Origin of the sequence: Pseudobacter ginsenosidimutans (assembly GCF_007970185.1) — a bacterium.
Lineage (GTDB): Bacteria > Bacteroidota > Bacteroidia > Chitinophagales > Chitinophagaceae > Pseudobacter > Pseudobacter ginsenosidimutans.
The window spans coordinates 1300371-1313993 of sequence record NZ_CP042431.1 but is presented as its reverse complement, the minus strand read 5'-3'; the positions used below and the strand labels follow the sequence as shown (position 1 = coordinate 1313993).

Sequence of the window (13623 nt, the reverse complement as noted above, 5' to 3'; positions counted from 1 at the left end):
TTTTCAATCTCACCGATCAACCATATAAACATATACTCATGAAAAAGAGAATTTGTTACCTGTTCGTATTTAATGGCTATGCAGACTGGGAAGCAGCTTATACTGTAGCGCACCTGAACAAATATTCAGATTTCATGATCCGGACCTTTTCAATCGACGGACAGACCATTACTTCCATGGGAGATATCAGGATCGAACCTGATCACTCACTGGAGGAAGTGGATCCGAAGAAAGTTGATCTGCTCCTCCTGCCGGGCGGCGAAGCCTGGGAGAATGAAGAGCATCAGGAAATAGCGTTATTGGTTGAAGCTTTCCTGCACGCAAACAAAACTGTAGCTGCTATCTGCGGCGCTACCGTGCTGCTGGGCAATCATGGTTTCCTCGATCATGTGCCACATACCAGCAATGACCTGGCTTATCTCAAGGACCTGGCGCCGGATTACAGGGGAGATGCGCATTATGTTCAGGAACCTTGTGTGAGCAGCGACAATCTGATCACAGCCAATGGCGCAGCAGCCCTGGAACTGATGGTAGCGATCTTCAAAAAGTTCAATGTGATGGAAGACAGCGTTACGGATGCAGTGTATGACCTGTTTAGAAGTGCAGGAATGGAAAACAGGATGTTTGCTGAAACAGAAGCGTAGCACAAAAAGGGTTAGTAAAACAAAATGGTTGATCAATGCCGATCAACCATTTTTTGTATAAGGAAGTTCTATGATCAATGATACACTTCACTATTCACCACATGTGTGCCATCTTCTATCTGCGTGATGTACACTTCGGGCGTAACCTGGAAGAGTTGTTCAAATGCATGCTGGATCTGTTGTTTGAATGTATCCACCATTTCTGTCTGCACGATATTGATAGTGCAACCACCAAATCCACCACCCATCATCCTTGATCCTGCAACGCCTTTGATGTAGCCTGCGCGCTCTGCGAGGAAATCAAGCTGCGTGCAGCTCACTGCGTATTGTTTGCTGAGGCCGTTATGTGTGGCGATCATCAGCTTTCCGAATGCTTCGAGATCTCCGTGCTGAAGTGCATCACAGCCATTGAGCAGGCGGTCTTTTTCAGTTACCACGTACCAGCATCTGTCGTACACCACAGGACTGATCAGGTGTTGATGTTCCTGCAGCATTTGCAGGTTCACATCGCGAAGCGAATTGATATTGTGATAAGTTTTTTTGATGATGCTTACACCTTCTTCGCATTGCTGACGACGCACATTGTATTCTGAACCTGCGAGCGAGTGAGTGACCATACTATTCACCAGTACGATCTTGTGATCAGGGAAATCGAAGGGGATGTATTCATATTCGAGGCTGCGGCAATCCAGTTTCATCACGTGGCCGCTTTTGCCATGAAGGCTGGCGAACTGGTCCATGATGCCGCATTTCACACCAACGAATGTATGTTCGGTTTTTTGCCCGATGAAGGCGAGCTCCATACGGCTGAGGCCGAGATTGAACAATTCATTCAGTGCAAATCCGTAAGCGGAACAAAGCGCTGCGGATGAGCTCATGCCGGCGCCAACGGGGATATCGCCATCGATCAGCACCTGTGCGCCACCGATAGTTTTCCCTGCCGCTTTGATATGATGGGTAACGCCCAGCATATAGTTCATCCAGCCGGAAACGGGCTGGAGAGCATGTTCGGGATTGAAAGAGAAAGACTCTTCAAAATGATTGGCGTAGATAGTGATCTCAGGCTCAGCCTGTGAAGCAATGGCAACGTACATTCGTTTGTCCACTGCACCCGGCAGTACAAAACCCTCATTGTAATCAGTATGCTCCCCAATCAGGTTCACGCGTCCGGGAGCTGCCACCACAATCGGCTCCTGACCGTAGAGGTCCCGGAATTTCTTACGCAATCGTTCTACTATCGCCATATCTCTGAAAATGATTTAAATTTAAAAATTCTTTAAACGGATACTATGAGTTTTCAGATCGACCGGATTACGGACAACGACCTCGAGCTTCTCAGATTGCAAGATAAGGCAACTGACACAACTATCAGTATACTTCCTGCATATGGCGCCCTATTACATGGCTTTGATGTGCCATTGAATGGAGGCAGGTTCAATATCATCGATCATTACAACGGAAAAGCTGACCTGGAGAAGGACCTGGCCGTTTCTTACAAAAGCGCCAAACTCTCTCCCTTCGCCTGCCGGCTCCCGGACGGACAGTACAATTTTGATGATAAAGTTTATGAGTTTGCCAACCGTTTTGGAGATGGCACAGCCATCCATGGCTTGTTGTTCAACAAACCTTTCCATCTCACCGATAAATTCACGGATGATCAGCAGGCTGCTGTTCGACTTCGATATCATTACAAAAAAGATGATCCCGGATTTCCATTTGAATACATGTGTGAAGTGAAATACGCATTGCATCCGAACAGGGCTTTGCAGGTGGAAACCACTGTGATCAATCTCTCCGATGAATTCATTCCCATGCAGGATGGCTGGCATCCTTATTTCCGGCTGGGCGGAAAGATCAACCAGTACGAAATGCAGTTCCGCTCCGATGCCATGCTGGAGTCCAACGAAAAGATCGTTCCTACGGGTAATACGTTGTATGATGATACTTTCCTCAATGGCGCAACTATCGGTGAACGTTTCCTGGACACCTGCTTCCTGCTGGACCATGAGGAAGGCATTCCATGCTGCGTACTCTACAACCCGGAAAATAAATTGCAGCTGGCTTTCTATACCAATGCGCGCTATCCTTACCTCCAGATCTATACGCCGGACCACCGGGAGAGCATCGCCATTGAAAACCTGAGCGGGGCCCCCAACAGTTTCAATAATGGAATGGGACTGATCAGAATGGCTCCCCGGCAGACCCTTACTTTTAACCTGTGGTATCAATTGAGTATTGGGTAAATCAATTACCTTGTGCAAAATGGACTCCCGTATGAAATGGCTCAGGCTTGCATTGGTTTTTGCTTTTATTGCTTTCGTGATCAGCTGCTATGAAGTGAATGAAGAAGTGGTGATCAATGAAGATGGCAGCGGGGTATACGAATCCCGTATAGATATGAGCCAGCTCATCGAGCTGATGCAATCTTTTGCCGGTGAAGAAGAGCTCACCAAAAACGGACTGGACAGAGCCATCGATACAGTAGTATCCATGCAAACCATCCTGGACTCCGCCGATGAAGCCACCCGGAAAGAAAATGCCTGGATGAAAGATGGCAAAATGTTCTTCAAACTGAACATCAAAGAAAAGCTCTTCAATATCAGGATGAATATTCCCTACCATACCCAGCAACAACTGGAAAGCCTCATGGAAGGGCAGGGAACATTGATGAAGAATTCTTTTTCAGGACTGCTCAAAAGCAACAAGCAGCCGGAAATGACGCCAGATAGTTCTGAAGCTACTTTTCAGGACATGGTGAGCTTATACGATATCACCCTGAACAATGGCCTGATCAAAAAAGAGGTGGATACCGCAAAGTATAAGCAACTGATGACGAGGCCCCAGGTATCCGACATCAAACAAATGGCAGCCCAGGGTATGGAAATGATGTACACCACCAGTTTCAAATTGCCCAGGCCCGTGAAAAGCACCGGTAATCATCCCCTGTTGAAAGTATCGGAGGATAAGAGAACTGTGGAATTGAGATACAATCTGCTGGACATTGTTAACGATCCCGCTAAATATTCCTTTACGATTGAATATTGATCAGTTCTCGATGAAATCCGCCAACAAACGTTGGCTCTACCTTTTCCTGCTGGACGTGATGGCAGACCTGTTAGCCGTCTACTTCGGATGGACCAGCATGCGCTATGTGACCAAACCTTTGCTCATGCTGTTACTGCTGGGCTGGTTTGCGGCTTACTATATCCAGGACAAGCGCGGAAGGATGCTCGTTATCTGGGCGCTGATCTTCTCCTGGGGCGGCGATACGTTACTGCTCTTCACTTCCGAAAGCGAATACTTTTTTATAGGAGGCCTGGTGAGCTTTCTCATCGCCCATATATTTTATCTCCTCTTTTTTACCAGGGTGAAAAAACAAAACAGGCCCGGCAGACCATGGAACCCATTGGTGGTTTTCCTGGTGCTGGTGTATGTTGGCATCCTGTTCTATATCCTGAAACCCGGAACCGGCTCTCTGAAAGTTCCTGTGCTGGTGTATGCATCAGTGTTAGGCGCCATGCTGCTTACTGCCATTCATGCTTTTCATTTCCCGGCACAACTGGCCGGCGCATTCTGTGTTACCGGTGCAATGCTCTTTGTGATCTCAGACAGCCTGCTGGCCCTGGATAAATTTTACAGCCCTTTCAAGGCCGCCCCGCTCCTGGTGATGACAACCTATTGCCTGGCACAACTGTTACTGGTTACGGGAAGCAGGAAATATCTGCAATCCCGCAATAACTCCTAATTTTACCGCCCGAATTGAAATAGTATGCAAACTGATTTTTTAGTGATAGGCTCCGGAATTGCAGGGCTCACCTTCGCTCTCAAGGCAGCCAAGAAATACCCGGACCAGAAAGTGACGGTGATCACCAAGACTGCCGCCGATGAAACCAATACCAAGTATGCACAAGGCGGCATCGCCGGTGTTACAGATTTCGAGCGCGACAGCTTCGACAAACATATCGAGGATACCCTGATTGCCGGAGACGGCCTCTGCAATAAAGCTGTGGTAGAGATCGTAGTGAAGGAAGGGGTAGACCGGATCCAGGAACTGATCGAATGGGGCGCACAGTTTGATAAGGAAGCAGATGGTGATTACAAACTCGGCAAGGAAGGCGGTCATGGTGAATTCCGCATCCTGCATCACAAAGATGTTACCGGAAAAGAGATCGAACGCGCCATGCTGGAAGCAGTGGCCGCACATCCCAATATCGAGATCATCAAACATTGCTTTGTACTGGACCTCATTACACAGCACCATCTTGGTTACCTCGTTACCAAATCCACTCCCGATATCGATTGTTACGGCGTGTATGTGCTCAATCTCAAAACGAATGAGATCGAAACTATTCTCGCAGGAACTACTTTACTCGCAACCGGCGGTAATGGACAGGTATACCGTTCCACTACCAACCCCAATATCGCAACTGGCGATGGCGTGGCAATGGTGTACCGTGCCAAGGGAAGGATCGAGAATATGGAGTTCATCCAGTTCCATCCCACCGCTTTGTATGAGCCGGGTGTACGCGGACAATCATTCCTCATCACAGAAGCCGTCCGCGGTGATGGTGGCATTCTCCGCAACAAAAAAGGGGAAGCGTTCATGGAGCGATACGATGAAAGAAAAGATCTCGCTCCCCGCGATATCGTGGCGCGCGCCATCGATAGTGAAATGAAGATCACCGGTACAGAACATGTATACCTGGACGTTAGACATATACCGCTGGAGAAATTCGTAGAGCATTTCCCGAACATTTATGAGAAATGCAAATCCATTGGTATCGATGTAACGAAAGATATGATCCCCGTGGCGCCCGCAGCACATTACAGCTGCGGCGGTATCAAAACCAATGAGTGGGCCAGAACCAGCATCCGTAATCTCTATGCAGCCGGAGAATGCGCCAGTACAGGATTGCATGGCGCCAATCGTCTTGCCAGCAACTCGCTGCTGGAGGCAATGGTGTTTGCGCATCGCGCCTTCCTGGATTGTACCCAGCAACGCAGATCAGTAAACGATTTTCCTCCTGTGCCGGAATGGAATGCCACTGGCACCACCGATCCCAAGGAAATGATCCTTATTACGCAAAGCCTGAAAGAAGTACAGCAGGTGATGAGTGATTATGTGGGTATCGTAAGGACCAATGTACGTTTGCAGAGAGCGCAGAAAAGACTGGACCTGCTCTGGGAAGAAACAGAACTTTTGTACCAGGCCACTACTGTTTCTCCGCAGCTCTGCGAATTGCGCAATATGATCACGGCGAGCTATTTGATTGTTAAGGGCGCGCAATTCAGGAAGGAGAGCCGTGGCTTGCATTACAATACCGACTATCCTGCCAAGAGCAGGCTGGTGCAGAATATAGTTTTATAACGATAACCAACACACTAAGTAATTTTGAATTCGAGAATAATGCAACAACCATCAGCCATGATCTTTGCCGCCGGCCTGGGCACCCGCTTCAAACCCTGGACGGACCTGCATCCCAAGGCATTGGCCGTGATCAATGGCAAATCCCTGTTGCAACGGAATATCGAATACCTCCAACACTACGGCATCAGTAATGTTGTGGTGAACGTGCATCATTTTGCTGATCAGATCATTCAGGCAGTGAATGAAAACAAAGGATGGGGAAGCGATATTTCCATCAGTGATGAAACCGATGCCGTGCTTGAAACAGGCGGCGGCCTGAAGAAAGCCGCACATTTTTTCAGTAAGACTGAAGGCCCTGTTGTGATCATCAATGTTGATATCCTCACCGATCTGGATCTTGGCGCCATGTTAAGTGATCATCAAACTGCCCAACCCCTTGCAACGCTGGCTGTGTCTGACCGGACCACCTCCCGATATTTTTTATTCGATGAATATGATACGCTGGCAGGATGGCGCAACGTTACTACCGGTGAGGAGAAGATCAGCCGTGCCGCCTCTACCTATGTTCAGAAAGCATTCAGCGGTATCCATGTGATCGATCCGGCCATGCTGCCCATGATCCGCCAGGAAGGCAAATTCTCGATGGTGGACCTATACCTGCAACTGGCCAAAACCCAACCCATCCGCGCTTTCGACCATAGCGGATCCAGGTTCATAGATGTGGGAAAGCCCGATTCCGTAGCTAAAGCAGAACAACTGTTTCCCTGAGAATAGCCGATGCGCTGGCATCCCTATTTTCAGTATTTTTGGCCGCTATTCCTGTAAGTAAATTATGATCGCTGTAATAGACGCAATAAGAGACCTCTGTATCTCGATGGGCGAAGCCCCGCTGGATATAGAAGTGTTGCCCCAATCCGGTTCAGACCGCCGGTATTTCAGACTGCACCTGAAAGGCGGCACCTGCATCGCCACTTATGGTAACAATATTCCTGAGAACGACACTTTCATGTACTTCTCGGAACATTTCCGTGAAAAGGCGCTGCCCGTTCCTGCCCTGATCGGCTGGAATGAGGAAAGAACCATTTATCTCCAGGAAGACCTGGGTGATATCAGCCTGCTCAACAAACTGGAAGAGGAAGGGCTCACAGACAATGTGTACGCCCTGTTCAAACAAAGTCTTCACTCACTGGCGCAATTGCAGGTGAAAGGACATGAAGGCCTCGACTACACCCGTTGCCTCACCAACCAGGAATTCGGCAAACAAGCGATCATGGCCGATCTCCTGTACTTCAAATATTATTTTCTGGATGCACTTCGTAAACCGTACGACAAACAAAAACTGATCGACGACTTCGAAGCGCTCAGCACTTATCTTACTCATACGGAATACAAATATTTCATGTTCCGCGATTTCCAGAGCAGGAATATCCTCATCAGGGAAAGCGGCAATGTATTTTTCATCGATTACCAGGGCGGTATGCGCGGCGCTCCGCAATACGATGCCGCCAGCATGATCTGGCAGGCAAGGGCCAATCTTCCTGACAACTGGAAAGAACGCCTGCTCAATGATTATATCGATTCATTCGAGCAAACCATCGGGCAGCCGGTGGACCGCGCTATCTTCAAAAGCCAGTACAATGGTTATGTACTCATCCGCCTGCTGCAGGTACTGGGCGCTTACGGCTTTCGCGGCCTCTTCGAAAGAAAGGCGCAGTTCCTGACCAGTATTCCGCAGGCGCTTAACAATCTCCGTTGGTTCATCGATAATCAAAGCCTCGGCATTGCTGTGCCTGAGTTCAGGAAAGTGCTGGACATCTGCGTGAGCGATGAGATCCTCGAAAGATTCACACCACTTACTGCCACACCGGAAACGCCACTCACCATCAGGGTGAACAGTTTCTCTTTCCGTAAAGGCATCCCGACAGATGATTCCGGTAATGGCGGTGGATTTGTGTTCGATTGCAGGGGTATCCTCAATCCCGGCAGACAGGAAGAATTCAAAGTACTCACCGGAAGGGATAAGGAAGTGAAGGATTACCTGGAACAACAAACCAGGATGCCTGAATTCCTCAACAGCGTATTCGATGTGGTGGACATCACCGTTGAAGACTATATGAAGCGCGGGTTTGAGAGCCTCGTGATCAGTTTCGGTTGTACCGGAGGCCAGCACCGCAGCGTGTATGCAGCCGATGCGCTGGCCAGGCATCTTCGCAACAAATACAAAGTACCGGTTGTTCTGCAGCATGTGGAACAGGAAGCAAAGAATTGGGTGAATAACAAGTACTAGTGAGCCATGTATTATATCGTTTACGGAATATTCTATTTGATGTCTTTGTTGCCAATGTGGTTCCTGTATATCATCTCGGATATACTCGCCGTATTGGTATTTGTGGTGCTCGGTTACAGAAGGAAAGTGATCATGGAGAATATCGCCATTGCGTTTCCTGAAAAATCACTGGCGGAAAGAAAAAAGATCGCCAGGAAGTTCTATCACAACTTCGTGGATAATTTCATAGAAACCATCAAGCTGATTTCAGCATCTCCCGAATGGATCAATAAAAGGTTTCAACTGGACAGTGATCCTTTCAAAAAACTCTATGCAGAAGGCCGCAAGGTTCAATTGCACCTGGGGCATAACTTCAACTGGGAACTGGCCAATGCGTTCATGCCGATGCATACTGATTATGAATTTCTGGTGGTGTACATGCCTATCAAGAATAAGGCAATGGACCGCCTGTTCATGAAGCTGCGTACACGCACGGGATCTGTTATGCTACCGGCCACCAACATGCGAAATGCTATCGTACAATATCGTCACAGCCAGTATATGCTGGCGCTGGTGGCAGACCAGGCGCCGGGGAGTCCTGAAAGAGCTTTCTGGCTCAATTTCTTCGGAAGGCCAACGCCATTTGTAAAAGGCCCTGAAAGTGGCGCCCGTGTAGGCAATATTCCCGTTGTATTTGCAGATATCTACAAGACCAGCAGGGGCCGCTACCGTGTGCGGCTGGAGGTAGGCTCTGAAAATCCCCATGAGCTGCCTGAAGGCGAACTTACCCGCAGGTATATACGATTCCTGGAAGAATCCATCCGCAAACATCCTGAAATGTGGCTCTGGAGCCATCGTCGCTGGAAACACGACTGGAAGGAAGAGTACCGCAAGCTCTGGATCGATACCGATCCGGTGAAATAACCCTGCCTGAATTACCGTGTTTTTCCCGGTTCACATCTGTTCATCAAATATTAACGTTGCTGTCGGACCAGTAACCCGGTTCCGCCAGGTAAAAACGAAAATGATGCAATCCGGATATGAACAACACGGTAACCGGTTGGAAGAAGAACTGCTTCGCGTTCAGCTTGAAATTCAGGAGCGTGAGCTGGAAATGATCAGGGCTGAAATATTTGACAATGTGGGTCAGGTATTGAGCCTGGCCAAACTTCAACTGAGTTCCCAGATACCGAAAGAGAATGAGCACCTGAGCTATACGCTGGCATCCTCCAAAATGCTGGTAGGACAAGCTATTCAAGACCTCAGACAGGTTGCCAAACCTGTGACCATTGCCGAGATCAGGGAAAAAGGTTTGATCTATGCCCTGACCCATGAAATGGAAACGCTGGGTCGTATCCATAACAGGAAGATTGAATTTTCCGTCAATGAAAAAATCGATAGATTCGACATTGCCAGCGAACTGATCGCTTTCAGATTGTTGCAGGAACTCCTGGCTGTATTCATGGAAGTGAGCGCATCCAGGCCCATTCTCGCCGGAGCTGATCTGCGCGAAAATGATGTCAGGTTCCTGCTCAGCAACAGCCCGCTCCTGCATTCCGTGCAGCCCGGCATTGTGCAGGAGGTCCTGCCCGGAGCCCGGCAAATGCGGATCAGGGCCGAAATGATTAATGCAGACCTTCAGTTCTATGGCACACCCGATGGTGAACTGGTGATTTTCCTGACCCTTCCCTTGACCCGTTAATTTTCTTGTATGACAACAAATATCACAGTCGGCCTGGTAGACGATCACGTTCTCCTTCGCAACGGACTGGCGGCCCTCGTGAAAAATATCGGCCACCAGGTAGTGATCGAAGCCAACGACGGAAAAGATTTTATCTCGAAACTTCAGGACGGTCCTCATCCTGAAGTTGTGCTCATGGATATCAATATGCCGGTGATGGACGGTTATGAAACCGCCGCTTACATGAAACAACATTTTCCTGAGATCAAGGTACTGGCTTTAAGTATGTATGATGATGAAGCGGCCATTATCCGGATGTTGAAAAATGGCGCCAGGGGTTATATCCTCAAAGACTCCGATACACCCGAACTCAAATCGGCCATCGAAGCTGTGCTGACCAAAGGATTCTACTATACCGAAATGATCACCGGTAAACTGCTCCATACCATCAACTCTTCGGATGAAGAAGGAACTACCCGCAAAGTGCTCAATCTGAACGAGCGGGAAATGGAATTCCTCAAACTTTCCTGTTCCGAAATGACCTACAAGGAGATCGCAGATAAAATGCATCTCAGTCCGCGCACCATCGATGGTTACAGGGATTCATTATTCGATAAGCTGAAGATCAAAACGCGTGTGGGACTTGCCATCTATGCCATCAAGCATGGCATCGTACATGTGTAAATATCAGGTGGCTGTCAACTGGACTGTTGTGCCTTTGCCGGGCGACGTACGGATCATTGCCTGGTAGCCCGCATCTTTGGCCCTGGAGTAAATATTGGTGGTGCCGTTGCCTGGTGTAACGGTATCCTGGTTGAAGCCGGAGCCATCATCACTAACGGAAATATGCAGTCGCTTTCCTTCCTTCAGTATCTCCAGCAGGATATTCCGGCAATGGGCATATTTCACACTGTTATTAATGGATTCTTTCAGGATCATGTAAAGGTTCCTTTTCTCTTCCTTTCCCAGCTTGTGGCTCCAGGCATCGGTGCTGATGTTCCTGGTGAGCGTAATGCCCTGGGCATCGCAGAGCGGCTCCGCAAATTGCATTACCCTGCTGATGAGATGATCAACAGTATCTTTCTTATCGTCCAAAACCCAGATCAGGTCGCGGGTGCTAACGATAGCCTGCTGTGTGCCTTCCTTGATGCGTTGAAGATAAGTGGTATTGCCGGGATCCATCATGGCGAGGTTGGCATGTACTTTCACGCTGTTGAGCGTGCTGCCGAGGTCGTCATGCAGATCGTTGGATAATTTTCTTCTGATGGCTTCCTCCCTGGACAACTGGTGGAGGCGCATACGAACCAGCAGCAGGATGATGCCCAGCGCCACTGCAATACAGAGCACAGTGAACCACCAGGTCTGGAACCATTTTGGTTGGAAATGCAATGTCATTCTGATCGGTTCTGACCAGACCCCGTCTTCATTGGAAGCGCGTACCAGCAAGGTATATGAGCCGGGACCAATGCCCACCAGGTTCAGGAATGGCTCGTGGCCACTGCTTTCCCATTGATTGCTCACCGGCAACAGCTTGTATTGATAACGGACTTTCTCCGGCCCCGTGTAATTCACTGCAGAGAACCCAATGGTTACCTGAGAAGCATCACTGGGCACTGTAAGCGATTCCATAAAAATATTGAGCGAGTCCGTATCGGCTTCAGGCATACGTATATTGGCATTGGCAAAATACAGTGCGGGTGGCTTGCTGTTGGTAAGAAATTTTTTCGGATCGATGCGGGTGAAACCATTAAAGCCGCCGAGGAAAAGATAATTACCGGAAATGCAACCACTGGTCTCTTCGAAACTGCTCGACTGCAATCCATCTTCCTCAAAATAGTTGGTAGCCTTCCCATTTCGGGTATTTAATACCGTTATACCATTATTGCTTGATGCAATCAATGAACTGTCTGAGAGTTTCATGATCTTATAGAGTCCCAGGTCATTGATGCCGTGTTGCAGTGCGTAAATATTCTTTACACTCATATCGTGATTCAGGTTCACAATACCAACACCATAAACCGCCAGCCAGATGGAATTGTCAGCTTCACAGATATCCATGAGTACGCTCATCGGCTTTTGCTGACCGGGTTCCCTGAGCGTGAAATGCTGCATGCTGTTGTTGCGGATATCATAGAGTGAGATCACGTTATCACAGAGGATCCAGAGCCTTTTACGGCTGTCTACGTACAGACGGTTGATGACGTGGCTTTCCAGTCTGGGACCTGCACTGCTGTCTGTGATGGTGGTAACAGTCCGGGTTTGATGATTCCATTTATACAGTCCATGCTGATTCTGACTGGCCATGAATATGAGAGAATCTGTATATGCCGCGGCGCTCACCAGAAGGTCCTGACTAACAGGCAATAATTCAGGGAAATATTTTTCCAGCGACAGAGGCTGTTGCGCTGCATTGAACAATTTGAAGCCATTATCTCCCGAAGCGATGAACAGTCCACCGGGAGCTTTAAATGCGGTGAGGTAGAAGTCCGGCAACGCAAACTTGTTGATGGTGCCGGTCTGGTGATTGGCAAAGTACAATGCATCATCGGCACAAACTGCGATCACGGAATCCGTAACAGGAAGCAGGCTCATGGAATGCTTGATCCGGTTGCCATTACCATTGAGAGAATTGGTGAGTGCCATGAAAGGGGAGAATCTGTTCTTGATCCAGGCCAGTCCATAAGGCGATCCTACCCATACTACCTGGCCCTGTTGAAAAATGCAATTGGCCATCTCGAAAAAATCGTGGTTGTCGTAATTGCGCGTGGGCTGGATCTGTACCGGATTGTTCAATTCTGTATCTGTCTGGAATAGTCCGTTCCAACCACTGTACAGGACCTGGCCATTGTAAACGGAAATGGTGCTGAGTGATTTGTTTAGGAACCAGAGCGAAGGGGTGGTCTGCAGTTTACGTGGATAAAGTACCTGATTATTATGTGATGCCAGGCAACGAAGCCCCATAGTGGTAGTGATCCAGAATACGCCGGCGTTCTCGGTTACATCGGTGAACTGAAATGCATAGCCGTCAAGGTAAAGATCTTTGGGACTGATATGCTCTATCAGGCGTTTCTTTTCCGGATCATACACCAGGATGCCTTTGCCGGAGAGGAAGATATATAAGCGGCCATCAGATGTACAGGCCAGTTTATCCACCTGGTAATCTATTCCAAAGAGGTCTTTGGTTTGAAGGCGGAACAATTCCTCTTCTTTGTTCTTATCGAATCCGATGATCAGGCCTTCATTGGTGCCGATAAAGAGTTTGTTCTGATGCTGCGCCAGGCATTTATACCAATAATTCGGTTGCCTGGTGCCGTGAGTATTGAGATAGTTCTTTACTATTCTTACTGTGCGGATATCAATTTTGGAGAGGCCGGCATAGGGAACGAGCGCCCAGAGATAATCGCCGGATTGATCCAGTGCAATATCATAGATGTCCTGTCCCGGCAAACTTCTTTGCAAATGTTTATTGCCGGCGCTGAGTACTTCCATCTGTTTTCCTTCAAAGCGGTTGAGGCCGTCCTGAGTCGAGATCCAGAGGAAGCCATATTTGTCCTGTACTATTTTTCGTATATTGGAATTCGAGAGACCATTGTCTACCGAGAGCCTGGTAAGGGGAACAAAAGCAGTTTCCTGTCCTGCCGCCTGGCAGGCAATGAGCAGCAAA

Annotated in this window: 12 protein-coding genes; 10 read left to right on the top strand and 2 right to left on the bottom strand. The window is 48.4% G+C overall.

The genetic code is table 11. The annotated features are described in order from the left end of the window. Positions 1-38 precede the first annotated feature (38 nt). Positions 39-644, top strand: a complete 606-nt coding sequence (locus tag FSB84_RS05275) for a type 1 glutamine amidotransferase family protein (protein WP_158643785.1) — start codon at positions 39-41, stop codon at positions 642-644. A gap of 74 nt (positions 645-718) precedes the next feature. Here the strand turns inward: FSB84_RS05275 and galK are convergent, their stop codons facing one another. Next, on the bottom strand, positions 719-1888 hold the full coding sequence (gene galK / locus FSB84_RS05270; protein ID WP_225979980.1) for a galactokinase: 1170 nt from the start codon (positions 1886-1888) through the stop codon (positions 719-721). A 45-nt stretch (positions 1889-1933) separates the two neighbouring features. Between galK and FSB84_RS05265 the strand changes: the two genes are divergently transcribed. From FSB84_RS05265 to FSB84_RS05225, 9 genes are all read left to right on the top strand, one after another. Beyond that, positions 1934-2887: an aldose 1-epimerase gene (locus FSB84_RS05265; RefSeq protein ID WP_130542557.1), complete on the top strand. Its 954-nt coding sequence runs from the start codon at positions 1934-1936 to the stop codon at positions 2885-2887. A 31-nt stretch (positions 2888-2918) separates the two neighbouring features. Further along, the gene (locus tag FSB84_RS05260) at positions 2919-3689 is read left to right on the top strand and encodes a hypothetical protein (protein ID WP_130542558.1); all 771 of its coding nucleotides are present in this window, start codon (positions 2919-2921) and stop codon (positions 3687-3689) included. Positions 3690-3699: 10 nt separating this feature from the next. Beyond that, positions 3700-4389 (top strand): lysoplasmalogenase, encoded by a 690-nt coding sequence (locus FSB84_RS05255; RefSeq protein WP_130542559.1) that lies wholly within the window; start codon positions 3700-3702, stop codon positions 4387-4389. Positions 4390-4413: 24 nt separating this feature from the next. After that, the gene (nadB, locus tag FSB84_RS05250) at positions 4414-6012 is read left to right on the top strand and encodes an L-aspartate oxidase (protein ID WP_130542560.1); all 1599 of its coding nucleotides are present in this window, start codon (positions 4414-4416) and stop codon (positions 6010-6012) included. 39 nt (positions 6013-6051) lie between these two features. Then, the gene (locus FSB84_RS05245; protein WP_130542561.1) at positions 6052-6780 is read left to right on the top strand and encodes a nucleotidyltransferase family protein; all 729 of its coding nucleotides are present in this window, start codon (positions 6052-6054) and stop codon (positions 6778-6780) included. A gap of 64 nt (positions 6781-6844) precedes the next feature. Then, positions 6845-8299, top strand: coding sequence for a RapZ C-terminal domain-containing protein (locus FSB84_RS05240; RefSeq protein WP_130542562.1), 1455 nt, complete (start codon positions 6845-6847; stop codon positions 8297-8299). A gap of 6 nt (positions 8300-8305) precedes the next feature. Then, positions 8306-9202, top strand: coding sequence for a lysophospholipid acyltransferase family protein (locus FSB84_RS05235; RefSeq protein ID WP_130542563.1), 897 nt, complete (start codon positions 8306-8308; stop codon positions 9200-9202). A gap of 100 nt (positions 9203-9302) precedes the next feature. Then, positions 9303-9980, top strand: a complete 678-nt coding sequence (locus FSB84_RS05230) for a sensor histidine kinase (protein ID WP_130542564.1) — start codon at positions 9303-9305, stop codon at positions 9978-9980. A 9-nt stretch (positions 9981-9989) separates the two neighbouring features. Continuing rightward, positions 9990-10643 carry a response regulator transcription factor gene (locus FSB84_RS05225; protein ID WP_130542565.1) on the top strand — a complete coding sequence of 218 codons (654 nt, stop codon included), beginning with the start codon at positions 9990-9992 and terminating at the stop codon, positions 10641-10643. A gap of 3 nt (positions 10644-10646) precedes the next feature. Here the strand turns inward: FSB84_RS05225 and FSB84_RS05220 are convergent, their stop codons facing one another. Further along, on the bottom strand, positions 10647-13622 hold the full coding sequence (locus FSB84_RS05220) for a sensor histidine kinase (protein WP_130542566.1): 2976 nt from the start codon (positions 13620-13622) through the stop codon (positions 10647-10649). Position 13623 lies beyond the last annotated feature (1 nt).

Coding starts and splice junctions, on each gene's coding strand:
- FSB84_RS05255 (WP_130542559.1), top strand. CDS start 3,700: ATGAAATCCGCCAACAAACGTTGGCTCTACCTTTTCCTGCTGGACGTG.
- FSB84_RS05260 (WP_130542558.1), top strand. CDS start 2,919: ATGAAATGGCTCAGGCTTGCATTGGTTTTTGCTTTTATTGCTTTCGTG.
- FSB84_RS05240 (WP_130542562.1), top strand. CDS start 6,845: ATGATCGCTGTAATAGACGCAATAAGAGACCTCTGTATCTCGATGGGC.
- FSB84_RS05235 (WP_130542563.1), top strand. CDS start 8,306: ATGTATTATATCGTTTACGGAATATTCTATTTGATGTCTTTGTTGCCA.
- nadB (WP_130542560.1), top strand. CDS start 4,414: ATGCAAACTGATTTTTTAGTGATAGGCTCCGGAATTGCAGGGCTCACC.
- FSB84_RS05275 (WP_158643785.1), top strand. CDS start 39: ATGAAAAAGAGAATTTGTTACCTGTTCGTATTTAATGGCTATGCAGAC.
- galK (WP_225979980.1), bottom strand. CDS start 1,888: ATGGCGATAGTAGAACGATTGCGTAAGAAATTCCGGGACCTCTACGGT.
- FSB84_RS05245 (WP_130542561.1), top strand. CDS start 6,052: ATGCAACAACCATCAGCCATGATCTTTGCCGCCGGCCTGGGCACCCGC.
- FSB84_RS05225 (WP_130542565.1), top strand. CDS start 9,990: ATGACAACAAATATCACAGTCGGCCTGGTAGACGATCACGTTCTCCTT.
- FSB84_RS05230 (WP_130542564.1), top strand. CDS start 9,303: ATGATGCAATCCGGATATGAACAACACGGTAACCGGTTGGAAGAAGAA.
- FSB84_RS05265 (WP_130542557.1), top strand. CDS start 1,934: ATGAGTTTTCAGATCGACCGGATTACGGACAACGACCTCGAGCTTCTC.